Annotated in this window: 26 protein-coding genes; 15 read left to right on the top strand and 11 right to left on the bottom strand. The window is 59.1% G+C overall.

The window, feature by feature from the left end:
• Window positions 1–172: 172 nt before the first annotated feature.
• The 7 genes from NR126_RS23435 to NR126_RS23405 all read right to left on the bottom strand — a co-directional run bounded on the left by NR126_RS23435 (window position 173) and on the right by NR126_RS23405 (window position 4,631).
• Entirely contained in the window at window positions 173–1,465 is a 1,293-nt protein-coding gene (locus tag NR126_RS23435) for a site-specific integrase (protein ID WP_256831703.1), read from the bottom strand.
• A complete protein-coding gene (locus NR126_RS23430; RefSeq protein WP_256831701.1) occupies window positions 1,462–1,893 on the bottom strand; it encodes a VRR-NUC domain-containing protein in 432 nt (143 codons plus the stop codon). Before NR126_RS23430 ends, NR126_RS23435 begins: the two co-directional genes overlap by 4 nt.
• Before the next feature lie 106 nt (window positions 1,894–1,999).
• Window positions 2,000–2,302 carry a nuclease domain-containing protein gene (locus NR126_RS23425; RefSeq protein ID WP_256831700.1) on the bottom strand — a complete coding sequence of 101 codons (303 nt, stop codon included), beginning with the start codon at window positions 2,300–2,302 and terminating at the stop codon, window positions 2,000–2,002.
• Window positions 2,293–2,502 (bottom strand): hypothetical protein, encoded by a 210-nt coding sequence (locus tag NR126_RS23420; RefSeq protein ID WP_256831699.1) that lies wholly within the window; start codon window positions 2,500–2,502, stop codon window positions 2,293–2,295. Before NR126_RS23420 ends, NR126_RS23425 begins: the two co-directional genes overlap by 10 nt.
• Window positions 2,495–3,178: a replication protein P gene (locus NR126_RS23415; protein ID WP_256831694.1), complete on the bottom strand. Its 684-nt coding sequence runs from the start codon at window positions 3,176–3,178 to the stop codon at window positions 2,495–2,497. Before NR126_RS23415 ends, NR126_RS23420 begins: the two co-directional genes overlap by 8 nt.
• A complete protein-coding gene (locus NR126_RS23410; RefSeq protein WP_256831692.1) occupies window positions 3,175–3,927 on the bottom strand; it encodes a DnaT-like ssDNA-binding domain-containing protein in 753 nt (250 codons plus the stop codon). The genes NR126_RS23415 and NR126_RS23410 overlap by 4 nt, the downstream gene beginning before the upstream one ends.
• Entirely contained in the window at window positions 3,927–4,631 is a 705-nt protein-coding gene (locus tag NR126_RS23405) for a phage antirepressor KilAC domain-containing protein (protein ID WP_372827227.1), read from the bottom strand. Before NR126_RS23405 ends, NR126_RS23410 begins: the two co-directional genes overlap by 1 nt.
• 144 nt (window positions 4,632–4,775) lie before the next feature.
• Here NR126_RS23405 and NR126_RS23400 point away from each other — a divergent pair, with 144 nt between their 5' ends.
• The gene (locus NR126_RS23400; RefSeq protein ID WP_256831690.1) at window positions 4,776–5,021 is read left to right on the top strand and encodes a hypothetical protein; all 246 of its coding nucleotides are present in this window, start codon (window positions 4,776–4,778) and stop codon (window positions 5,019–5,021) included.
• A 65-nt stretch (window positions 5,022–5,086) separates the two neighbouring features.
• On the opposite strand, the gene NR126_RS23395 is transcribed toward NR126_RS23400, so the two are convergent.
• Together NR126_RS23395 and NR126_RS23390 are read right to left on the bottom strand one after the other, a co-directional pair.
• A complete protein-coding gene (locus NR126_RS23395) occupies window positions 5,087–5,509 on the bottom strand; it encodes a phage regulatory CII family protein (protein ID WP_256831689.1) in 423 nt (140 codons plus the stop codon).
• A gap of 71 nt (window positions 5,510–5,580) precedes the next feature.
• Complete coding sequence (locus NR126_RS23390; protein ID WP_256831688.1) at window positions 5,581–5,757, bottom strand: Cro/CI family transcriptional regulator; 177 nt, start codon at window positions 5,755–5,757, stop codon at window positions 5,581–5,583.
• A gap of 110 nt (window positions 5,758–5,867) precedes the next feature.
• Between NR126_RS23390 and NR126_RS23385 the strand changes: the two genes are divergently transcribed.
• The 8 genes from NR126_RS23385 (at window position 5,868) to NR126_RS23350 (ending at window position 10,745) form a co-directional block, all read left to right on the top strand.
• Window positions 5,868–6,521, top strand: a complete 654-nt coding sequence (locus NR126_RS23385) for a LexA family transcriptional regulator (protein WP_256831687.1) — start codon at window positions 5,868–5,870, stop codon at window positions 6,519–6,521.
• A gap of 143 nt (window positions 6,522–6,664) precedes the next feature.
• A complete protein-coding gene (locus NR126_RS23380) occupies window positions 6,665–6,916 on the top strand; it encodes a DUF1654 domain-containing protein (RefSeq protein WP_256831686.1) in 252 nt (83 codons plus the stop codon).
• Window positions 6,917–7,239: 323 nt separating this feature from the next.
• Entirely contained in the window at window positions 7,240–7,677 is a 438-nt protein-coding gene (locus NR126_RS23375; RefSeq protein WP_256831685.1) for a tellurite resistance TerB family protein, read from the top strand.
• Window positions 7,678–7,679: 2 nt separating this feature from the next.
• Complete coding sequence (locus NR126_RS23370; protein ID WP_256831684.1) at window positions 7,680–7,850, top strand: hypothetical protein; 171 nt, start codon at window positions 7,680–7,682, stop codon at window positions 7,848–7,850.
• An 805-nt stretch (window positions 7,851–8,655) separates the two neighbouring features.
• A complete protein-coding gene (locus NR126_RS23365; RefSeq protein ID WP_256831683.1) occupies window positions 8,656–9,159 on the top strand; it encodes a hypothetical protein in 504 nt (167 codons plus the stop codon).
• Window positions 9,156–9,464, top strand: coding sequence for a hypothetical protein (locus NR126_RS23360; protein WP_256831681.1), 309 nt, complete (start codon window positions 9,156–9,158; stop codon window positions 9,462–9,464). Before NR126_RS23365 ends, NR126_RS23360 begins: the two co-directional genes overlap by 4 nt.
• Before the next feature lie 91 nt (window positions 9,465–9,555).
• Window positions 9,556–9,903 (top strand): hypothetical protein, encoded by a 348-nt coding sequence (locus tag NR126_RS23355; RefSeq protein WP_256831680.1) that lies wholly within the window; start codon window positions 9,556–9,558, stop codon window positions 9,901–9,903.
• Between the two features lie 26 nt (window positions 9,904–9,929).
• Window positions 9,930–10,745, top strand: a complete 816-nt coding sequence (locus tag NR126_RS23350) for a DUF2303 family protein (protein ID WP_256831678.1) — start codon at window positions 9,930–9,932, stop codon at window positions 10,743–10,745.
• A 60-nt stretch (window positions 10,746–10,805) separates the two neighbouring features.
• Here the strand turns inward: NR126_RS23350 and NR126_RS23345 are convergent, their stop codons facing one another.
• Window positions 10,806–11,552: a DUF2971 domain-containing protein gene (locus tag NR126_RS23345; protein WP_256831677.1), complete on the bottom strand. Its 747-nt coding sequence runs from the start codon at window positions 11,550–11,552 to the stop codon at window positions 10,806–10,808.
• Here NR126_RS23345 and NR126_RS23340 point away from each other — a divergent pair.
• The 6 genes from NR126_RS23340 to NR126_RS23310 all read left to right on the top strand — a co-directional run bounded on the left by NR126_RS23340 (window position 11,508) and on the right by NR126_RS23310 (window position 18,498).
• On the top strand, window positions 11,508–13,553 hold the full coding sequence (locus NR126_RS23340; protein ID WP_256831675.1) for a DNA cytosine methyltransferase: 2,046 nt from the start codon (window positions 11,508–11,510) through the stop codon (window positions 13,551–13,553). The two genes, NR126_RS23345 and NR126_RS23340, sit on opposite strands and share 45 nt — an antisense overlap.
• A 241-nt stretch (window positions 13,554–13,794) precedes the next feature.
• A complete protein-coding gene (locus tag NR126_RS23335; protein WP_256831673.1) occupies window positions 13,795–14,511 on the top strand; it encodes a hypothetical protein in 717 nt (238 codons plus the stop codon).
• Window positions 14,512–14,933: 422 nt separating this feature from the next.
• Window positions 14,934–15,605 (top strand): morphogenetic protein, encoded by a 672-nt coding sequence (locus NR126_RS23325; protein ID WP_256831671.1) that lies wholly within the window; start codon window positions 14,934–14,936, stop codon window positions 15,603–15,605.
• Between the two features lie 49 nt (window positions 15,606–15,654).
• Window positions 15,655–16,134: a class I SAM-dependent methyltransferase gene (locus tag NR126_RS23320; protein WP_256831670.1), complete on the top strand. Its 480-nt coding sequence runs from the start codon at window positions 15,655–15,657 to the stop codon at window positions 16,132–16,134.
• A gap of 50 nt (window positions 16,135–16,184) precedes the next feature.
• Window positions 16,185–17,111 (top strand): DHHA1 domain-containing protein, encoded by a 927-nt coding sequence (locus NR126_RS23315; protein ID WP_256831668.1) that lies wholly within the window; start codon window positions 16,185–16,187, stop codon window positions 17,109–17,111.
• A 202-nt stretch (window positions 17,112–17,313) separates the two neighbouring features.
• On the top strand, window positions 17,314–18,498 hold the full coding sequence (locus tag NR126_RS23310) for a site-specific integrase (protein ID WP_256831667.1): 1,185 nt from the start codon (window positions 17,314–17,316) through the stop codon (window positions 18,496–18,498).
• Here NR126_RS23310 and katG read toward each other — a convergent pair.
• A complete protein-coding gene (katG, locus tag NR126_RS23305; RefSeq protein WP_256831664.1) occupies window positions 18,481–20,760 on the bottom strand; it encodes a catalase/peroxidase HPI in 2,280 nt (759 codons plus the stop codon). The two genes, NR126_RS23310 and katG, sit on opposite strands and share 18 nt — an antisense overlap.
• Between the last annotated feature and the right edge of the window lie 158 nt (window positions 20,761–20,918).

Genomic DNA, 20,918 nt, shown 5'->3' with positions numbered 1-20,918 from the left:
CAGCGCCAAGCCGGCACCCACACCACCACCGTATCCCTCCAGCCCTGCCTCGAGCCGCAGTGACCACAGAGTTTCAGGTTCTCAAACGAGTTGTAGAACTTGGCGACGTGACGGTCGATGCGGCTGATCGCTCTGCAGGATTTGCAGGCAAGAGCGTGATGAAATGCCATTTTTAAACCTCGCCACTCACAATGTTGGAAACTACCGCGCATCCCTTGCCGTTCGTGGCCTGCACAGGGTTTTGCGAATCTTCATATTGGGCGTCTGTCAGGTTGTGAACGGCCTTGAAGCCGCGCTCATCTAACCAGTTGTGCCACTTCACCAAAGCGGCCAAACGCTGCTGGCGGGCCTGGGTGTTGATGTAGGTGCTGGCGATCTTGCCCAGCGAGTGATTCAGCAGCATCTCGCCGATGTGCCCGTCGATATCGAGGTCGGTCCAGGCGGTGCGGGCCACCTTGCGCAGGTCGTGGCTGGTCCATTCGCCCTGCCCGATCCTGGTGAACACGGCGCTGGCCTGCCCTTCACTCAGCACCCGACCACGGCGTGACGGAAACAGGTAAATGCCCTCGTAGCCCTGGGCGATCTGGACGGCGCGGTACCGGGCCAGCATGGCCTTGGTCTGGGCGGTCAGCGGCAGTCTGTGCTCGGTGCGCGTCTTCGTGTTCTCGGCCGGGATGTACCACTCAGCATCCGGGATAGAGATGTCCGCCCAGCGAGCTTGCCGGGTCTCACCCACTCGGGTGCCATGGCACAGCATCATCAGCGCAAGCATGGCCTCGCCCGGGTGCTGGTCGAACAGGTTGGCGAGCATCGGCACCACATCAACCAGGTGCACGCCACGCAGCCTGGCAGCCTTGGGCATGATCCTGGCCTTGGTGAAGTCGACGAACTTGATTCCCGACATCGGGTTGTCCTCGATTAGCCCCAGCTTGTGCGCCTGGCGGAAGGCGACCACTAGCAGGCCGAACAACTGCCGCACGTAGGACAGGGACAGTTCCTGCTGGGCTGGCCACATCAGTTCCTTGTCCAGCACGGCCGCCGTCAGCCCACGAATCAGCACCTCGTCGAGCCGTGGCTTCAGGTGGCACTTGATCGCCGATAGCGCGCCGGTCTTGCGCTTGGCGGAAAGCGAGCGGTCGCGGCCCATGCGGTCGCCGTACCAGTCCAGCAACTGACCACAGGTAGCCATGACGCCGGCGGCGACGGCAGCCTCTGGGTCGTGCAGCAGCCGCTGGCGAAGCGCGGGCAGCTCGGCCATCACCGCAGCAGCGCCCAGCTCAGGCCAGCGAGCAATGTGCTTCCAAGCCTTGCCCTTCACCAGGTACCACGACCCGCGCTGACGATCTTGGCCGAAGCGCAAATACAGGCCCGGGTGCCTCGGGTCACGCAGGTCATGCACGGCCAGGTCAGCGGACTGACGGCGGATCTCGGCGTCGGAGAGTTTCACAGCGCGGGTCCTGCTCATGCAGCCACCACTGTCGGTTCCAAGCGCAGATAGGCGCGGAGCTGCTCCATCGCGTCGAAGTGGCCTCGGCACACAATAGCCAGATAGCCCTGATCGCTGAGCTTGCGGATCCGCTCGTGCTGACTTTCCGAAATCGCAGCGTCGTTCGGCGGCGTCGCCTTGAACTCAAGGTACAGGCCGAAGTAACCACCCCGGGCCATCGGCAGCACCAGATCAGGAATTCCGGCCTTAACGCCCTGAGCCTTCAGCTTCGCGGCCACGGCCTTAACCCGGTGCCCACCGTTGGGCACGTGATAGATCAGGTCGGAAACCTCGGGCATACGCAGGCGGAGCTCGGCCATCAGCGCGGCCTGCTCCAACCCTTCACGATCGACGGGCTTGGCCCGGGGGCTGCGCGGCTTGAACACCTTCATGGTCACCGTCTTCATTTGCGCGAACTCCGCACCTGGCCGTCCCGACGGATCAGGTAAAAGCACGCCTCCCAGATGACCACGGTCACGGCGAGCATCAGGACGAGCAAGGTTTGTAGGTCCATCATGCAGCCCCCTTCACTGTGAGTACTCCGGCCCGAATCAAGGCCTCATGTGTTTCGGCGATCGCGCGGAGCATGTCTGGCCAGTCCACTTCGCCGGCGGCGCGGCCGTCGATCACGTCGTGACAGGCGCTGCAGGCGTAGACCGCCACGGTGTCGAAGCCCTTCATGCCCATGCCCTTCTGCCCACACGGCAGATGCGCCAGCACCGTGGTGGCCGGGTCGAAGTTGCAGATGCCCGGCATGCGCACGGCGCAGTCCTGGCCATTGGCCGAGGCGCGGAGTTTCTTCGAGGTCACGCGCATACCTGCTCCCCCGTCGTGCGATCGATCACTTCGTAGGTGGATGGCCACATCAATTGGCCAAAGCGCAGAGCCATCGCTGGATCCGCAAACAGCGCCACAGCGAGATCCGGTTGATAGTCCAGTTCCCACTTGTACCCGCAGCAGTGCACTGCATAGCGGTAATTGGCCGGGTTGATCGGAGCGAGATATGGGTTAGGCACGAGCACCTCCCAGCCGGACGCGCATCTGGGCCAAGGCATCGTTTCCGACCTCTGGCGTGACCTTCGCGGCAACACGAGCAGGAAGCGCCTTGGGCATCGGCTGGAGCGGCAGACCGGCGAGCAACCGGCGAATGGTGATGGTGTAGTTACGCTCGAACAGCTTCAGGCTCAGCGATGTGTCGAGCTTGTTCAGGCTTTCGAAACCACATTCCTTGGCCGTGTGCCATATCGCGTCATGCGACCACTGGCCCTGACCGGCCATGCTTGGGTGAGCATTGCGGCATGCTTCACGGTGTGCAGCGGCAAGCGTCGGCAGACCCAGCATTTCAGGAGTGGGTTTGCACCATTCGATAAACTGCCCAGGGCTTGGAATGAAATCACCGGGGTGCTTGCGCACCTGGGCCATGCCGTAATCGATCTGGCCTTGGGTGCAGACTCCCTCTTCAAGAAACGCCTGGAACCACTGTCGCTTCGAAGCCTGATAGGTCTCTTTGTCCGGCCATGCTTGGCGCCAGGCCGAACGAATCGAGCGGAGCTCTTTGAACAGTTCGTTGATGGCTGACACCAGCGTGGTGTTGGTCTCAGTGACAGCCGGAGCCGCCTGCTCGGCAGCGAGAAGTTCACCCGACTGAGCTTTATCCCACAGGCCGTGGGCGATCATGGAGACGGCTTTCATGACTTCACCCCGTTTTGCCATTCGGTATCGTCGTCGTCGAAATCAGAAGCAGGCGCTTGCCTCGGCTTGAGCGGAGTGACATTGGAGGCCGTTGCATTGCGCGCCCTGTCGTTGGCAACCCACTTGACCAACATGCCAACCCACTCAGCCTGGGTGTTGCACTGTTGCGCCGGCTCGTAATGGGCGGTGAACGCTACGCGCACTTGTTCAGTGAACAGGTCCAGAGACAGTCCGCGGTGCAGGGCGTAGGTTTTTAGAAGCGTGTCATCCGGTACCCAGTCGAGAGTCATCTCGCTTGGCATGCGAGGGTCGACTGGCTCACGCGCAGAGAGAGGTTCTTTATTCTTCTCTACATCTTCTTTAGGTAACGCACCGCTAACGATCGCAGCGTTACCTTTGCCGTTACCGGCTTTGTGGTTCGCCACACGTTTTGCCGTGAGAAGCCTGTTTTTAGCGGTCTTGCCGTTGTGGCGCTCGAAGTGCGGGAGACTGATAACCCCTTCCGCCTCGATCATCCATGACACCGATTTCATGTGTTCGCAGAAACCGGTAACGCCAACAAGACGGTCTAGTAACTTTTTGCTAACGCTCGGAGCGTTACCTTTTTCTGTTTGCTGGTCGAACCAGCCCCACACACGCATCAACTTGCCGACGACCGCATCAGGGTCGATATCAGCCAGGTCAGCGATCTGGCAAACCTCCGGCTTATCCAGGGTGGTGAGTTCGAATTTGATCCAATCGCCGGCCATTACACGGCCTCCTGCAGAAGTTCAGCGAGGCGCGTCAGGCCTTTGGGGGTAATCATTGGGTCGAATGCGGCCCGCTCGATCCCGGTTTCAGGGTCAGGCTTGAGAGCGGTGACCTTGTGGGTCATGTAACCGGCGGTGATGCGTGGTTGGTATGCGACCCAGCGCTTGCAACCATGCCGCCGGAAGATCCACCGGTGCTGCTCAAGCCAAGCGAACAGTCGTGTGGGGGCCATACCAAGTTGCTTGGCGGCATCGGTAATGCAGATCGCTCCGCCGGCAGCTGCGAGCCGATTGATAGCGGCGACCTTTGGCGCTTGCTTCGAAATGACGCGCTGCAGCTCACCATTCTGGTCGGCCAAGTCGGCAGCAAGCCGGAGGGCATCGGGAAGGGTTTGCGGAATTGTGACGACGTGTCGCGACACGTTTTCGAGTTCAGCCAAACGTGTCACGACACGGTGGCGAAGTGGGATGCTGTACCCAGTGAGCAGGGTTTCGGTCAGGACACGATCAAGGCAGAATTCGGCTGTGTAGCAACGGCCATCCTTCTCTTCGTGGAGATGGCGCAAATCTGCGCCATCAGCTACCAGGGCTTTGCGCATCACGCGGATATCGCGAATGACATCCTTGTGCTGCTTCCCGGTCAGTTCAGCAATCTCGCGGCTCGACATGGTGACCTTATTGCTTGGAGCGACGATCGTGTTCATAATGGCCCCACAGTGTTTTAAAAGTTGTTGAAAGAGCCGGGCTGCAACCCGGCTTTTTTGTGCCTGTTAGAAATTGGCGGTAAAGGTGTCGGGCACCCCGTGGTAGCTTTTTGTTTCCAAACAAAAAGATCACGGAGACCAGTGATGTCAGAAGATCTGTTGGTAAGCCCAGTAACCGGATGGGAAGTGCGAACCGTCGAGGTCATGCAAGCGCTCCTGCTTCAGTTCCGTTTTGTATCGACGCCTTTCCAAGGTCCCGGTGAAACACAGACAACTCCCCTGCTTGTAGTGACTTCCGAACAGGCGCGAGAGCTGATTGAACTGTTGAAATCAGTGCTTGATAAGGTTGAGAGCTTCGCCATCTCGTCTTCATCAGGTCTGAAGCACTAAGGATCAAAAGGGTGCTGAATGCGGGTGCCCTTCCCTCTGCTAAAACGGACTTCGCGTCTTTCATCTCAAGCCACCTTCACCGACTGTTCCATCACATCCAGCTCGTGACGCACGTGATCGATTTCTTTGCGGATCGCTTGTTTCTCGATCTGGGTGACGCACCCGTCATCGAGTGCGCCGTGTATAGCCAAGGTCAGATCGGCGATTTCCTTCCCGACGTGCATCATTGACGCGGTCAGCGCCTGCGGTGCCGGTGCGACTTTCTTCACCAGTTCGAAACCGAACTGCTCAGCCAGGGCCGCGAGCGGCCGCATATCTCCGGTGTGAAGCAGGATCCCGAACAGGTGCTCGATGGTCAGGTGATGGGCATCGTTGTCAGGGTTGGCGCGCTGCAGCAGGCTCACGTGGGGAACGCCCATCTGGCCGGCCAGCACCTTCGCTTCGTTGTCGAGGACCGCGCTCTGGCAAGCCCGCAGGAATTCGTCCATTCGTAAAACCTCTGTTTTGTTTCAGTGGTTGCACGTCACGACGCCCAGCAAAATGAGTCATCGCCGGGCAGTCAGGCGGCAAGCGTTGGAGATGCCTTGAACTTGCCCTTTGAAAGGACTTCGATCTGGTATTGCCTGGACACCGGGATGGTGTCGCCCCACATGGTCACGGCGCTCGGCTTGATACCCAGGGCTTCCGCCAATTTCTTTTTGTTGCCGAAGAACTCGGCGACTTGTCGGGTTTTCATTTCGCTTCCTCGTTGGAGCATGCGTGAATTTCAGCATGCTTAAGTTAGGAAGGTCAAGAAATCCTTCAGCAAACTGCATACTTAAATTCAGCTAGCTTAATATTGGGTCCATGGAAAGACACGAACGTATCGCCAAAGCCATCGCGGCCAGCGGCAAAAAGAAGGGCGAAATTGCCACTGCTTGCGGGGTCGCGAATTCGGCCGTGACGCAATGGATCTCGGGCGAAAGCAAAAGCTTGAGGCCTGAAAATCTGTACGCCCTAGCGAAAGCCACCGGGTTTCGAGCGGAATGGTTGGCGATTGGCGAGGGTCCGGAAAAGGAATCCAGCGAAGAATCGAACGTTATCCGAATTGCTCAGCCCGCCATGTACCGATACCCAGTCATCAGTTGGGTTTCCGCCGGATCTTGGGAAGAGGCTGTGCAGCCATACCCTGACGGATTCTCAGATCGGTATGAGATGTCCGACTATGACTCCAAGGGGCCAGCGTTTTGGCTTGAGGTCAAAGGAGACTCGATGACTGCGCCGACTGGCACCAGCGTCCCCGAGGGGATGATGATCCTGGTAGACACAGAGGCGGATGTGAAGCCTGGCAAACTGGTCATCGCCAAGCTACCAGCGAGCAATGAAGCAACATTCAAGAAGCTCGTCGAGGATGGGGGTATCCGCTACCTGAAGCCCCTGAACCCAGCTTATAAGATGGTCGAATTGGATAAAGACTGCCGCATAATCGGCGTGGCGGTTCGGATGACCGGAAAGCTGTAGCCCCCCTCCCCGCTACTGAGCCCGCCACGCGCGGGCTTTTTCATGTCCGCACGGCAGAGGAGTACAAATGTACTCCATCGATATTGCCGTCTTCCTACGAATGAAATACTGTTTATCCATACAGTTAATCCAAGGAGGCTGACATGAACCAGAGCTCAACCATTATTGCTTTCACCCCCAAGTCCTATGAGCAGGTAGGCCGCCGCATCCAGACCAAAGTTTCAGATCCCCAGGTCCAGAAACATCAGGCGGTAACGATCACCAGGCGCGACGATGAATCCCCCGAAGCCTGGGAGCGAGTCCTCCAAGAGCTTGAGGAAACTCACGGCATAACCATTGAGCGTCTGGACCTGAATTGTGTCCGCATTGGCTGGAAGCGCTACATCGATTGTTGAAGGAAGCCCGCGGGATGCGGGTTTTTTTACGCTTGTGAATTTCAGCATTCTTAATTTGTTTTTTCAGAATGCTTGACTCGTTAATTTCAGCTTGCTTAAATAAATCCCAAGCCAAGCAACAACGGCCAGCAGCGAAAGCCGCGCCGCTCTTTAACAACCAGAAGACAGACCCTGATTGCGATCAGGGAACAACAACGCAACACAGCCTGCCTCCGTGTCCGGTAACTCGGCACGCAAGGTTTGCTGAGAAGTACGGAAAAGCATCACTTCTGCACCTTGGCGACAGGGTGCAGCGGGATGTAACCCAACCCAGAGGAATCAACATGTTCGGCAAACTGTTTGGAAAGAAATCGGGCGAAGCGCGCCAGGCCCTGGCCGTGATGACCAATCGCGACCTGATGCAGGCTTCGGTCTACGGCGTCTTCTACGTCGCTTCCGCTGATGGCGACATCGAGAAGGAAGAGCTGGAGAAGATCGAGAAGCTGATCAACAACTCCCCCGCCCTGAAAGGCTTCGGCGCCGAACTGAGCAACACCATCGACCGCGCCAAGGCCGACTTCAACGACGGCGGCCCGCGCATAATCCGGCAGAACGCCGAGAAGGAACTGAAGGACCTGGCCCACAGCGTGGACGACGCGGCTACCGTCCTGAACTTCATGCTCACCGTGGCCGAGGCCGACGGCGAGATCAAAGACGCCGAGATGGTGGTGCTGGAGAAGGCCGCCAAGATCATGAACCTCAACCTCAAAGACTACCTGTAGCCATGTTCAGCAGGCTCAGCACCAGAGTGCGCTCGCTGGCCGCGTACGGGCTGGCCGGCGGGATCGTCTTCGTCGATTCAGCCAGTCGCATCCTTTCAATGGTCGGTGACCTGGTCCTGGTCACGTTGCTGCTGATTGTTCTGCTGGCCGGCAAGGCGAAGGACAAACCGTAGGCATCACTTCTGCCCATTCAATGAGTGGGCAGCGGGATGACAACGTGAGGAATGAACAAATGCGGACAGCTGTTTGCAAAGCCATTTACTGGCTGATCGAACCACTACTCGACCTGCTGGATGAGCGGAACGCAAAACTCGCTACCCAGCAGGCGGATCAATCCAAATTAGCGGCCGATGGGGAACGAAGGGATCGGCATTGACGGGCTCAGCACAACCTTCGGAAACACCCCGTAAATGTGGCCGCATGAAGCGCAGTGAGCAACCTCAAACCATGCGTCGCCTCCCTTGCTGTGCTGAACGCTTTTCTGGCTGACGATTTGGTTTAAGCCAACAACACTGCAGCCAGGGCATTTTGGTTCAGCGAGTAGTTTATCCATTTACATTACCTCAACAGTCGTAGGGACTTGAGAGGCTAGCACGGCCCGGCGTGGGTAAACATCCGGGCACCATCATGTTGATCAACCAGCGCCACGTCAGCCTGACGTTAATTGCCCGAGCGCCTGGTACTCCCCAGCACCAGGCCGCATCGGAGATCGCTCGGCTGACTGCCCCGAGATAGCAGGGTGGCCACCTTTACCCGAGCCAGAGCGGATTTTGTCGCGGCGTAGACGGTTTACTCGCCAGCCAGATTCGAGCGATCTCCGATGCGGATGATTCTGCACCGCGCAACGCGGCCCCCCGCAGTCAACCAACTACCGAGGAATGCTCGGCAGTTCAACTAAGCACGGAGGATTTGCAGCCATGTAACCGACCGATCGAAGACCGCCCAACAGCGGCACCAACTCCACATAGGGAGGCCTCTGTGGAGCACAACGAAAGCCCGGGAATCCTCGGGCTTTTTTTCGCCCGCGTTTATCCGTCAGCACTCCCCGCTGCGCCCAACGGCAAACAGCAGGCGGCATTAGTGCTGACGAATAACCGCAACCCAAAGGAAGGAATCGTGATGAACCAGACCATTCGCCAAAAACAAGCGGTCCTGCAGGTGTTGCGGGAACGCGTATCGATGTCCACCTCGGAGATGTTCCAGATGATTGGTCGCGAAGAGCCAGCCAGGCCGCCCCGCTTCAACGTTATCCCGCTGGGCGGCAACAAGTTCGATGTGATCGAGCATGACACCGGGCTCTCCCGTGGCGCCCGTAACGGTCATGACACAGCCTGCGGTTACGCCAAGCAACTGGAGCAGAACGCCGACTTCTTCGACGAGGTCCGGGTAACTACCAGGCGCTTCGGGCGCACCCTACTCCGCTGGACGATCGGCTGCGCTGTTGCCCTGGCCGTCTTTGCCTACTACGGAGCGCAGCAATGATCGGCGTCCCAATGCCCAACCCGCGTGACTCGATCATCGCCGACCTGAACCAGCAGATGGATCGGTTCTTCGGCTCCGGCGGGGAGGTCCAGCAGATCGCCAGCGGCGTCAGCGCGGAAATGGTCGGCTACGGCGCCTCCTCCCACCAAGACCGCCTCAAGGCTGAACGCGCCAAGCTGGCACCCCGCGTCAAAGCCCTGGCCGATGCCGGCAAAACCCTCGCCTTCACCGCCGCAGAGCTGAAGATGCGGCCAGCCCGCGTCAAGCTCATCGCGCACGAGAACGGGTTCGCGTTTTCCTCATGAGGCGGATCAACAACCAGGTACGCCAGCGCCTTCGCCAGTCGCAATTCAACCTCCCACCCAGCGGCCTGCAGGCCATTCCGGAGAAACAGCCATGTCCACCCCAACCGATACCGCAGAGTTCCTCGAAGAGCTGAACGGCGGAGCCTTCGCCAGCCAGATTGGCCACGCCCTTTCCGAAGTGGCGTCCGGGGTCGTCGACCACGGCAAGGCCGGCAAGCTGGTCATCACCCTCGACTTCAGCCAGATCGGCGAATCCAGCCAGGTGAAGATCAAGCACAAGCTCGACTACAAGGTGCCGACCAAGCGCGGTACCCGCAGCGAGAACACCAGCCTGGATACGCCGATGCACGTCGGCTCAGGCGGGAAGATCACCCTCTTCGCGGAGAAGCACGACCAGCTCTTCAGCCGCGAACAAGCCCCCATCACCCCTCGCACTTAACCGCTCGACCATCAAGGAACTGAAAAATGTCTCTGACCAAAGAAGCGATCCAGCTCATCACCGATACCGCGCTCGAAGCGAGCGGCAAAACGCTGGCTACCCAAACACCGGCCATCGTGCTGCCTGAAGGCTGCCAAGTTGTCACTCTGGAGAAATGGCAGGCCGGTCGCAGCCGTTTCCGTGGCATCTACTCCACCCACTCGCTGGCCGACTTCAGCGCATACGTCGCCGACCGGGCGATCGCCACGGCCAAAGGCTTCATCGACCAGGACGAGATGACGTGCACCCTGCTGTTCAACCTGGGCACTGACGCAGAACCGGGCCACGCGGATGACCGCGCTGTGCTGAAGCTCAAGGCGTCGGCCGGCTACAAGGCAGCTCAAGCCATCGGCGGCCGGGCAATGACGCAGAAAGATTTGAGCGACTGGATCGAGGACTGGCACCAGTATCTGACCCCGGTGGATGACGAGGGCAAGGCGATTCCCGTGGCCAGGGCCATCGCCGCCGTGCGCACTATCACGGTGAAGGCGACCAGCGAATCCGAAAACACTGTCGGCGATACCAGCGCCAGCCGCAGTGCTATGGATCAGATCGAAGCCCGCAGCAAAGAAACACTGCCGGCCGCTCTGCTGTTCAGCACTATCCCGTTCGAGGGCCTGACCGAGCAGCAAATCAATCTGCGGATTTCGGTCATCACCAGCGGCACGGTGCCGGCGCTGAAGTTACGCTGGGTGGGTGAAGAGGTTCAGCGAGAAGACATCGCCCAAGAATTCAAGACTGTCCTTCAAGAAAAAATCGGCACCAATGCGTCTCTATCCCTCGGCGCGTTCGATCCAAAATAAGCGATTCAGGCCGGGAAACCGGCCTACCTCAGCACCGTAATGAAGAAAGAAGATGGTTAACTACTTCCATTGAGAATCATCGAGATTTCTGACCATTTTAAAACTTTGAAACGCTGGCCTCACTTTGTACACCTCTACGTTATTTTTGATGTCGCCGAGCGCTTGATACACCTTCGCTCGACTCAAATTACTATTAAACCCTACCAACACTTCAGCGAGACTAACTGTATCGTCGAAGTACTTGAAATACCGACCATCCTCCTCTTTATCCAACGAGACGAATGCTCTGGCTTCTTCTTCATATGACCAATGCGAGTACTTGGTATATAGAAGCCTTTCCCCCCACAACATTTCGCCCTCGGGGTCTACAGGAAAAATAAAATCGTCAGGCCTTGTCTCGACATAATGCACGTCTTTCAGCAGATCTGCGCTCACGTCAAAGCCAAGACACACTCCAGTATGCCTATCTCCGTAGTGAGCCCATTGCACTGGACTGTGGTTCGACTTGCTAAAACACAGCATTCCGTACTCTTTATCGAACTCACGCTTAACTAAAGTAAAGAGATCTCTGACGCCTCTGTTAGAAACATTAGCCCCTAACAGTTCAAACGGATCATTTACGCCCAACAAAGTTGAAATTTTAATCCTTCTTTTCTCTATGTTTTGAATTCCGTAATCGGCGTTCAAAAAATGGTAGACCCGAATCTTCGTTGTATTACTCACACCCACCCCTCCCACGATGTCGCTTTCTGGAATAATCCCATGACCACAGCCCAGAAGAAACACCCCTTCGATTTCAAAACGCAATACGGACTCGGCTTCAACACTCAGGACGATGAGATCGTTGTCGACTTCTTCTGCGGTGGTGGCGGCGCCGGTACCGGGCTGGAGATTGGCCTGGGCCGTGCGGTGAACGTGGCGAAGAACCACAGCCCCCAGGCGATCAGCATGCACACCGTGAACCACCCGGGCGCCGTGCACTACACCACCGACGTGTTCGAGGGTGATCCGGATACCGAGTGCGGCGGCAAGGCCGTGGGCTGGTTCCACATGTCTCCGGACTGCACACACCACAGCCAGGCCGCCGGGGGCCAGCCGCGTAAGCGTGAGATCCGAAACCTGTCGTGGATCGGCCTGAAGTGGGCCGGCAAGAAGAAGCCCCGGGTGATCAGCCTGGAGAACGTGAAGCAGATCCTGCAGTGGGGCCGGCTGATCGCCAAGCGCGACAAGGCCACTGGCCGGGTGGTGAAACTCGGAGGCGATGTGGCAGCACCTGGTGAGGTAGTGCCGGTGGGCCAGCAGTTCCTGATCCCTGACCCGAAGCAACGCGGCCGGACCTGGCGCCGGTTCGTGGCCCTGCTGGAAGGCATGGGCTATGCCGTGGAGTGGAAGGTTATCAAGGCGTGCGACTTCGGCGCGCCAACCAGTCGCGAGCGCCTGTTCATGATCGCCCGTTGCGACGGCCAGTCAATCGTGTGGCCGGAGCCAACCCACGCGAAGCACCCGGTCAAGGGCCAGCAGAAGTGGAGAACCGCAGCCGACTGCATCGACTTCAGCGACCTGGGCAAAAGCATCTTCGGCCGCAAGAAGGACTTGGCCCCGGCCACACTGCGCCGAGTCGCCAAGGGCATGAAGAAATTCGTCATCGACAACCCCGCGCCGTTCATTGTGCCGATTGCCAACTGGTCCGGTGAGGCAGTTCAATCGGCCGACGAGCCACTGCGCACCATCACCTCCTACCCAAAAGGCGGCGCGTTCTCGGTGGTCAGCCCGGTCATTGCCCCGGCAACCCATCAGGGCAGCGACCGTATCAATGACCCGCTCGACCCTCTGCCGACGGTGACCTGCGCGAACCGGGGGGAGCTCACCCTGATCAGTCCGCTGATGGTGGGTGCAGGTGGGCCGGAGTACTCCGGAAAGCCGGTGAGCGTCGACCATCCAGCTGGCACGCTGATGACTCAAAACCACCGTGCGATCGCAGCCGCGCACCTGGTGAAGTTTCGATTCAACGATGCGGGCAAGGCCTTGGATGAACCTTTACCGACCATCACCAGCGGCGGTAACTACCAGCGGCCAGCCGGCGCCGCTCACGCAATGGGTGTCTCGACGGTGTTCATGGCCCAGATGAATGGTGGATTCAACACCACGGCTGCCAAGAGCATCGAGGACCCAATGACCACCGTGACCAACACCGGCAGTCAGCAGCAGCTGGTCGCGGCGAACCTGGTGCACCTGCGCGGCAACTGCGATGCCCGAGACGCCACGGACCCACTGCATACCATCAGCGCCGGCGGTACGCACCATGGTCTGGTCAGTGCGTTCATGGAGCGGGCTTTCGGGGCAAGCGTTGGCCAGGTCCTGGACGAGCCCGCGCCGACCATCACGGCGGGCGGTGGCGGTAAAAGCTCGCTGGTATCGCTCACGCTGTCGCCAGAGCATGAAGCTGGCGCCCTGCGTGTAGCCGCCTTCCTGATCAGCTATTACGGGACCGAGAACATCAGCGTCTGCGATGCGCCGGCGCCGACCATCACCACCAAGGACCGTCTGGCGATGGTCACCGTCATGGTGAAGGGCACGCCCTACGTGATCGTCGACATCTGCCTGCGGATGCTCAAGCCCGAAGAGCTGTACAAGGCCCAAGGCTTCCCCTCCGACTACATCATCAGCCACGGCGCCGACGGCAAGCCGTTCACCAAGACCCAGCAGGTGCACATGTGCGGCAACAGCGTTAGCCCGCCGCCGATGGCTGCCCTGGCTAGAGCCAATGATCCGTGGCGCTCCGCAGAACGCCAGGCAGTTGCGGCGTAGCTCAAAGCCATGGCACGGCGGCCAGCCACTCACCCACGCGCGAAAGCATCTGGCCCAGCAGCTGGACAAGAGCCTGGTACATCAAATCAGCAAAAAGTTTCTGCATGCGTGAACGCTCCGGCTCGTTGAACTCCGGATCACGTTGCGCTGGTCATCCTTCATCACCGCGTTTCGCCCTATTGGCGGGGAGAAACACTCTTATCATTCCGCCGCCCGGGCATGCCCCGGCATAGGACGCCCCATGCCCACAGAAAATAATCCGGTGCCATTCGAGCGCGAAGAGCGCTACATCGTTCTAAAGCTCAATCGCCTAGCGAAAGATGAGGCTGAGTATCTGCGCGACTGCCAGTCGAAAGCGATGGTCGAGTGCGTAGTCGTTGAGTCCGACTGGCCTGAATACCACCTTGTCTGGGCGATGATCGAGCACCGGATGGCCGGCAAGCCGGTGCCGGACTTCAATCTCTGGCGCCGCGCAGATGAATTGCAGCTGCGCCTTAACGCAGCGGATCAGCGGATTGATGAACTGACCAGGCCCCAGGTCGAGCAGTTGGCCCATATGCCGGTTGAGCGCTGCTACGACGTCCGGGCCAAGATGATCATTGCATTCAACGAAGCCAGGAAGAACGGCGGTGATTTAGATGACGCGCTCGACGCTGCATACAAGTCAGCCTTGCGCTTCTCACCAAACCCTCTGGCGGCCGAGAAGCCGGATCGTTCGCCAGAGGACTATGCCATCGAGCACGCCGAATACATGGCAAAGTCAGCCGACGACGTGCTGTCGAAGTTCCAGGCGTACGGTCTGGCTCTGCTGGAAGTTGATGAGGGCGGTGACGACGGCGAAGGTGAGCTGCTTGAGAGTATCGACTCCGCTCGCAGCGATCTGCAGGAGTCACTGGTAGATCTGCGCGGCATGGTTTATGAGTTCCGCAAGCGCTCCAGCCGCTGCAAATCCCTGTAACCCCTCCCCCTTCAAAGTCAGCCGCTATAGCCCAGTACACCGAATGAAAAGCTCAGAGAGCAGGCGGGGAATTACCGGCAACAGTTACGAGTGGGGCATTCATAAAGGCATCCCAGCACTGATAGGCGTCGTGCTGCCTTTTGGTCGCAGCTTCCCATTCAGGCCCCGAAACACACCTGGATGACACAAGCATCATCATTCCCATGGTTGCGGCGTCGAGCTCTAACAACAGTTCGTGTGATTTCATCCTGAAGTCATCAATAGATGCCATGTCAGTGCCCTGGGCGGAACACACCGCCATCGAGTAACAGTTGTCACTCGAGCGGTTGAGTGCGGCGTGGGGGAGATAGTTCATACCCATTCGACCGTAGCCACCCCCCCTTCCCTTCAAAGTCAGCCGCTATAGCGGCAAGGACGAAGTCATGCCTGAAATAAAGGAACGTCCCATCCTGTTCTCTGCGCCGATGGTGCTCGCCATTCTGGATGGCCGGAAGACGGTCACGCGTCGAGAGGTGAAGAAGCGCGCAGCCTTAGATTGCCTGGCTGCGGGGTTTGATCCGTCCTTCCTGGCTCTCCCTGGAAATGCAGATCTTTGTCCATACGGCCAGCCCGGCGATCAGCTGTGGGTGCGCGAGACCTTCGCCTTGCTCGGCAACGAGGACGGCTGCTGTATCGACTGGCAAGACAACTTGGTCAAAGGCGACGAGCGGGGTGCAGCACGGATATACCGGGCAAGCTGTCCGCCGGGCGACTACGGGCTTAATCAGATCCCAGCGAAAGCGGAATGGAAGCCAGATACTGAAGCCATGGAGTATGACGGCGCATGGCGCCCCAGCATCCACATGCCACGCTGGGCCAGCCGTATCCTGCTGGAGATCACCGACGTGCGCGTCGAGCGGTTGCAGGACATCAGCCGCGCCGATATCCGTGCGGAAGGCCTGCAGTGTCCGCCGGAGCTGGCAAGCGATGACGTTTCACCGAATTACAGAGACTGGTACCCGGGGGCTTGGAGGGAGCTGTGGGAGTCAACCGGCGGCGACTGGAACGCCAACCCTTGGGTCTGGGTCGTCGAATTCAAGCGGGTGACCCCATGATCGCCCTCGCCTGGTTCGCCTACGTGTACTGCTACAAGGGGCCGCGGTGATGAGTGCTGCAGCGAAAGTTCTCGACCCCTGCAGCGCCAGCCGAATGATGTGGTTCGACAAGGCAGACCAGCGAGCACTGTTCGGTGATATCCGCGATGAAGAGCATGTGCTGTGTGATGGCCGAGTGCTGAAAGTTGAGCCGGACGTGATCATGGACTTCCGGCAGCTGCCCTTCCCCGATGCCACCTTCAACATGGTCGTGTTCGATCCGCCGCACCTGGTGCGCGCCGGTCGCGAAAGCTGGCTGCGGCTCAAGTACGGAATCCTCACCGACGACTGGCGCGACGATCTTCGTAAAGGCTTCGCCGAGTGCTTTCGGGTACTGAGGCCTGGCCAGTTCCTGATCTTCAAATGGAACGAAACCCAGATCCGGGTCAGCGAGATCCTGACCCTCACCAATGAACAACCGCTGTTTGGCCACAAGTCCGGTAAGCGCGAAAAGACGCACTGGATCACCTTCATGAAACGCCCAGCCTAACCCCTACCCCACACAAGAGCCTGCCGGTATAAGGCGGGCGAGGAATTCACATGTCTGAAGCTCAAACTAAAACGATGTGCATCTATCACGGCAACTGCGCTGATGGCTTCGGCGCCGCCTGGGTAGTTCGGCAGGCGCTCGGCACCGATGTCGAGTTCGTCCCGGGCGTTTACGGCCAAGAGCCGCCGGACGTCACGGGTAAAAACGTGATCCTCGTCGACTTCAGCTACAAGTACGATGTTCTCGCTGAGCTCGCGAACAAGGCGAACAGCATCATCGTCCTCGACCACCATAAAAGCGCTGCTGAAGATCTGGCCCGCTTTGAGCCATTCCACGCCGGCATCGAAGAAGACACCCGGCACGATGACGGGTCACCGTTGCTTGGCTGGAAAACGGCGCACACCATGGCTAACTCGCAAAACGGCCCAGCCATAGCCTGCTGCTTCGATATGAATCGCAGCGGCGCAATGCTCGCATGGGATCACTTCTTTCCTGACCAAGAGCCTCCTCAGCTGCTCCGCCATATCGAAGACCGCGACCTCTGGCTGTTCAAGCTGGACGGTACCCGGGAGATCCAGGCCAACCTCTTTAGCTACCCGTATGACTTCGATGTCTGGGACAAGCTGATGTCTGCCGACGTTGAAACCCTTCGCTCAGACGGCGCAGCGATCGAGCGCAAGCATCACAAAGACGTAGCCGAACTGGTTGCCGTAACGAAGCGTCGCCTGGTGATCGGCGGCCACGACGTGCCGGCTGCCAGCCTGCCGTACACCCTCACCAGCGATGCGGGTCACCTAATGGCGCAGGGCGAACCATTCGCCGCCTGCTACTGGGACACACCGGACGGGCGAAGCTTCAGCCTGCGCAGTACGGACGAAGGTCTCGATGTGTCAGAGATCGCCAAGCAGTACGGCGGCGGCGGTCACCGCAACGCCTCTGGCTTCCGCGTGCCATTCGGCCACGAACTGACCTTGTAACCCATCACCACCTTCTGCCGCCACGGGCGGCATGGAGCACATACATGGTCAGATACAAGACCGTAGAGCAGTTCTCTCGGGAGTCGGGCTATACACCCGATGCTGTCAGAACCAAAATCCGCGACGGCAAATGGCCGAAGCATCTTGTTTGGCGGAAAGCGCCAGACGGCAGAATTTTAATAGACGTAGAAGGATATTACTCATGGGTCGAGATGGGGGAGGCGTCCGCGCCGCATCTGCAAGTAGTATCGAAATCACTTTCCAATACCAAGGCGTCCGGTGCCGGGAGCGTATCGCGCTCAAGCCCACCGCCGCTAACCTGAAAAAGGCCGAGCAGCATAAGTCCGCCATTGAGTATTCGATTGCGAACGGTACGTTCGATTATGCCGCAACGTTCCCAAAGTCGAAGCGGGCCGCTGGGTTCAGGCGCACTGATTCCAGGCAGACCATTGGGGACTACCTGACGGAATGGCTGGAAAGGAAAACTCCAACACTCAAATCAAGCACGGTCGCGTTCTACGAAACAACCATCCGCGCAATCCTCAAGCCAATGTTCGGCGACCTGCCCCTGAATGAGCTGTCTAAAAAAATCATCCGAGAGAAGATGTCAAACTACAAGGTCGTCAACAAAACGCTAACGAATGTGCAGAGCTGCTTCCGCTCTGCGCTTAACGATGCCGTCGAGGATGAAATCCTAGAGAGCAATCCGCTCTCCGGGTGGGCCTACAAGAATCGTGAACAGCTCAAGGAGGAAGATGACGTTGACCCGTTCACCCGAGAGGAGCAACTGGCGATACTGGCAGCAGCAAGGGGCAAAACGTGGCCACAGCTGCAGTTCTCGTTTTGGACAGGCCTTCGGCCCAGTGAGCTGATCGCTTTGGAATGGGGGGATATTGATTGGATCGCGGGGGAGATAAGGATCGTCAGGGCCAAGACGCGGGCTGCAAAAGAGCCAGAGTCGACCAAGACGTTAGCAGGAAGGCGCACCGTGAAATTGCTGGCTCCGGCGCGAGAAGCGCTGCTCAAGCAGAAGGAATTGACCTTCCTGGCAGGCGGCAGGGTGTTTCTCAATACAATCACTGGCGAGCCGTGGAAGCATGCCGGATACATTTACCGTGTCATCTGGATGCCGGCGATGAAGAAGTCTGGCGTCAGGTGGCGGCGCCCCTACCAGAGTCGCCACACCTATGCCTCCATGATGCTATCCGCAGGCGAGAATCCAATGTGGGTAGCCAAGCAACTAGGCCACAAAGACTGGACCATGATCGCCAAGATTTATGGTCGCTGGATGCCCTCCGCAGATGTAGGAGCCGGAGGGCGAGCCGAGGCACTTTTTGCCGGTAATGCCAGCGTTATGACAACATCTCCTCTAGACGACGCGGTTTAAGTCGAATCGGTCCAGGTTCATCACCTTGCTCCACGCCGCCACAAAGTCCCTGATGAAACTTTCCTCGCCATCATCGCTGCCATAGAACTCCGACAGCGCGCGCAATTGCGCGTTGGAGCCAAACACCAGGTCGACCCGGGTACCGGTCCATTTCACTGCACCACTCTTGCGGTCTCGCGCCTCGAAGGTTTCGCCGGTGCCCGAGGTCGGTGTCCATTCCACGCTCATGTCCAGCAGGTTACGGAAGAAATCGTTGCTCAACCCCCCCGGGCGCTGGGTGAAGACGCCGTGGGCTGTTTGCCCGACGTTGGTATCAAGCACGCGCAGACCGCCGATCAGCACGGTCATCTGCGGGGCGGTCAGGGTCAGCAACTGCGCCTTATCGATCAACAGCGCCTCGGCCGACACCCGATAGCGGCCCTTGAGGTAGTTGCGAAAGCCGTCGGCAATGGGTTCCAGAAAGCCGAACGACTCGACATCCGTCTGTTCCTGGCTGGCGTCCATACGGCCCGGCGTGAAGGCCACTGTCACGTTGTGGCCGGCATTTTTCGCGGCCTGCTCGATCGCGGCACTGCCGCCGAGCACGATCAGGTCGGCCAGGGAGATTTTCTTGCCACTGGCCTGGCTGTTATTGAACTCGCGCTGGACGTTTTCCAGTTTCCCCAGCACGTTGGCCAGTTGCTCGGGCTGGTTGGCTTGCCAGAACTTCTGCGGCGCCAGGCGCAGGCGTCCACCGTTGGCGCCGCCGCGTTTGTCCGAACCACGGAAGGTTGAAGCTGCCGCCCAGGCCGTCGACACCAGTTGCCCCACCGTCAGGCCCGAAGCGAGGATTTTGCCTTTGAGCACGGCGATGTCCTGATCATCGACCAGCGCATGATCCAGCGCCGGGATCGGGTCTTGCCAGAGTAACTCCTCATCAGGCAATTCCGGGCCGAGGTAGCGTGATAGCGGCCCCATGTCGCGGTGGATCAGCTTGAACCAGGCGCGGCCAAAGGCATCGGTCAGCTGTTCTGGATTCGCCAGGAAACGTCGAGATATTTCTTCGTAGACGGGATCGAAGCGCAGGGCCAGGTCCGAAGTCAGCATGGTTGGGTTGTGTCGCTTGGACGAGTCATGGGCGTCGGGAATGATCCCGGCGCCGGCACCGTCTTTCGCCGTCCACTGGTGCGCTCCGGCGGGGCTTTTGCTCGGTTCCCATTCGAAGCCGAAGAGGTTTTCCAGGTAGTTGTTGCTCCAGCGGGTCGGCGTGGTTGTCCAGGTCACTTCCAGGCCGCTGGTAATGGTGTCGGCGCCCTTGCCGCTGCCGAACGTGCTCTTCCAGCCCAGGCCCTGGGCTTCCAGGCCGGCGGCTTCCGGCTCGGCACCGACATGGTCGGCGGGGCCGGCGCCGTGGGTCTTGCCGAAAGCGTGGCCACCCGCAATCAGCGCTACGGTTTCTTCGTCGTTCATTGCCATGCGCGCGAAGGTTTCGCGAATGTCCCTGGCCGAGGCCACTGGATCAGGATTGCCTTCAGGACCTTCCGGGTTGACGTAGATCAGGCCCATTTGTACCGCGGCCAAGGGGTTTTCCAGGTTACGCCCCTGGTCGGTGCGACTCTGTTCCTCGCCATGCAGGGCGGGCTCGGCCACCAGGGGACCATCGCCGGGTGGCTGGGTGATCTGCTGATCCTTGCCATAGCGATTGTCGCCGCCCAACCATTTGCTCTCCGAACCCCAATAGACATCCTCATCAGCTTCCCAGACATCGGCGCGACCACCGGAAAAGCCGAAGGTCTTGAAGCCCATGGACTCCAGCGCCACGTTACCGGTCAGCACAATCAGGTCAGCCCAGGACAGGTTGCGCCCATACTTTTGTTTGATCGGCCACAGCAGCCGGCGCGCCTTGTCGAGGCTGACATTGTCCGGCCAACTGTTAAGCGGGGCGAACCGTTGCTGGCCGGACCCTGCTCCACCGCGCCCGTCAGCGGTGCGATAGGTGCCGGCGGCATGCCAGGCCATGCGCACGAACAGCGGCCCGTAATGGCCAAAATCGGCTGGCCACCAGTCCTGGGAGTCGGTCATCAGTGCGGTGAGGTCGCGCTTGACGGCCTCGAAGTCGAGTTGCTTGAAGGCCCGGGCGTAATCGAAGTTCGGATCCAGAGGATCGGACAGCGAGGAATGCTGGTGCAAGATGTGCAGATTGAGTTGGTTCGGCCACCAGTCGCGGTTCGTCGTGCCACCGCCAGCCGCGTGATTGAACGGGCATTTCGATTCAGTTGCCATGTCAAAGTTACCTCGGGTCGAGTTCATCCGGCTGGCGGGCCCGCCTTGTGAACGTCGATCCGGGTGGGCTGCCGTCAATGCACGATTCAGGCTAGCCCCGGGTCCCGAAGACAGCAAATAGGCGCAGTATTCCCCGATAATAGAGAGATTCTCTTATT

The sequence above is a fragment of the Pseudomonas sp. Pse1 genome (genome assembly GCF_024519635.1).
Taxonomy (GTDB): Bacteria; Pseudomonadota; Gammaproteobacteria; order Pseudomonadales; family Pseudomonadaceae; genus Aquipseudomonas.
This window is presented reverse-complemented; position numbering and strand designations above follow the sequence as displayed.

What these genes read in the sequence shown, in the direction of transcription:
- NR126_RS23410 (WP_256831692.1), bottom strand. Translation starts at nt 3,927, where the DNA reads ATGGCCGGCGATTGGATCAAATTCGAACTCACCACCCTGGATAAGCCG.
- NR126_RS23425 (WP_256831700.1), bottom strand. Translation starts at nt 2,302, where the DNA reads ATGCGCGTGACCTCGAAGAAACTCCGCGCCTCGGCCAATGGCCAGGAC.
- NR126_RS23380 (WP_256831686.1), top strand. Translation starts at nt 6,665, where the DNA reads ATGAACCAGAGCTCAACCATTATTGCTTTCACCCCCAAGTCCTATGAG.
- NR126_RS23415 (WP_256831694.1), bottom strand. Translation starts at nt 3,178, where the DNA reads ATGAAAGCCGTCTCCATGATCGCCCACGGCCTGTGGGATAAAGCTCAG.
- NR126_RS23375 (WP_256831685.1), top strand. Translation starts at nt 7,240, where the DNA reads ATGTTCGGCAAACTGTTTGGAAAGAAATCGGGCGAAGCGCGCCAGGCC.
- NR126_RS23405 (WP_372827227.1), bottom strand. Translation starts at nt 4,631, where the DNA reads ATGAACACGATCGTCGCTCCAAGCAATAAGGTCACCATGTCGAGCCGC.
- NR126_RS23390 (WP_256831688.1), bottom strand. Translation starts at nt 5,757, where the DNA reads ATGAAAACCCGACAAGTCGCCGAGTTCTTCGGCAACAAAAAGAAATTG.
- NR126_RS23315 (WP_256831668.1), top strand. Translation starts at nt 16,185, where the DNA reads ATGTCTGAAGCTCAAACTAAAACGATGTGCATCTATCACGGCAACTGC.
- NR126_RS23385 (WP_256831687.1), top strand. Translation starts at nt 5,868, where the DNA reads ATGGAAAGACACGAACGTATCGCCAAAGCCATCGCGGCCAGCGGCAAA.
- NR126_RS23350 (WP_256831678.1), top strand. Translation starts at nt 9,930, where the DNA reads ATGTCTCTGACCAAAGAAGCGATCCAGCTCATCACCGATACCGCGCTC.
- NR126_RS23400 (WP_256831690.1), top strand. Translation starts at nt 4,776, where the DNA reads ATGTCAGAAGATCTGTTGGTAAGCCCAGTAACCGGATGGGAAGTGCGA.
- NR126_RS23435 (WP_256831703.1), bottom strand. Translation starts at nt 1,465, where the DNA reads ATGAGCAGGACCCGCGCTGTGAAACTCTCCGACGCCGAGATCCGCCGT.
- NR126_RS23355 (WP_256831680.1), top strand. Translation starts at nt 9,556, where the DNA reads ATGTCCACCCCAACCGATACCGCAGAGTTCCTCGAAGAGCTGAACGGC.
- NR126_RS23310 (WP_256831667.1), top strand. Translation starts at nt 17,314, where the DNA reads ATGGGTCGAGATGGGGGAGGCGTCCGCGCCGCATCTGCAAGTAGTATC.
- NR126_RS23320 (WP_256831670.1), top strand. Translation starts at nt 15,655, where the DNA reads ATGAGTGCTGCAGCGAAAGTTCTCGACCCCTGCAGCGCCAGCCGAATG.
- NR126_RS23370 (WP_256831684.1), top strand. Translation starts at nt 7,680, where the DNA reads ATGTTCAGCAGGCTCAGCACCAGAGTGCGCTCGCTGGCCGCGTACGGG.
- NR126_RS23430 (WP_256831701.1), bottom strand. Translation starts at nt 1,893, where the DNA reads ATGAAGACGGTGACCATGAAGGTGTTCAAGCCGCGCAGCCCCCGGGCC.
- NR126_RS23395 (WP_256831689.1), bottom strand. Translation starts at nt 5,509, where the DNA reads ATGGACGAATTCCTGCGGGCTTGCCAGAGCGCGGTCCTCGACAACGAA.
- NR126_RS23340 (WP_256831675.1), top strand. Translation starts at nt 11,508, where the DNA reads ATGACCACAGCCCAGAAGAAACACCCCTTCGATTTCAAAACGCAATAC.
- katG (WP_256831664.1), bottom strand. Translation starts at nt 20,760, where the DNA reads ATGGCAACTGAATCGAAATGCCCGTTCAATCACGCGGCTGGCGGTGGC.
- NR126_RS23335 (WP_256831673.1), top strand. Translation starts at nt 13,795, where the DNA reads ATGCCCACAGAAAATAATCCGGTGCCATTCGAGCGCGAAGAGCGCTAC.
- NR126_RS23360 (WP_256831681.1), top strand. Translation starts at nt 9,156, where the DNA reads ATGATCGGCGTCCCAATGCCCAACCCGCGTGACTCGATCATCGCCGAC.
- NR126_RS23325 (WP_256831671.1), top strand. Translation starts at nt 14,934, where the DNA reads ATGCCTGAAATAAAGGAACGTCCCATCCTGTTCTCTGCGCCGATGGTG.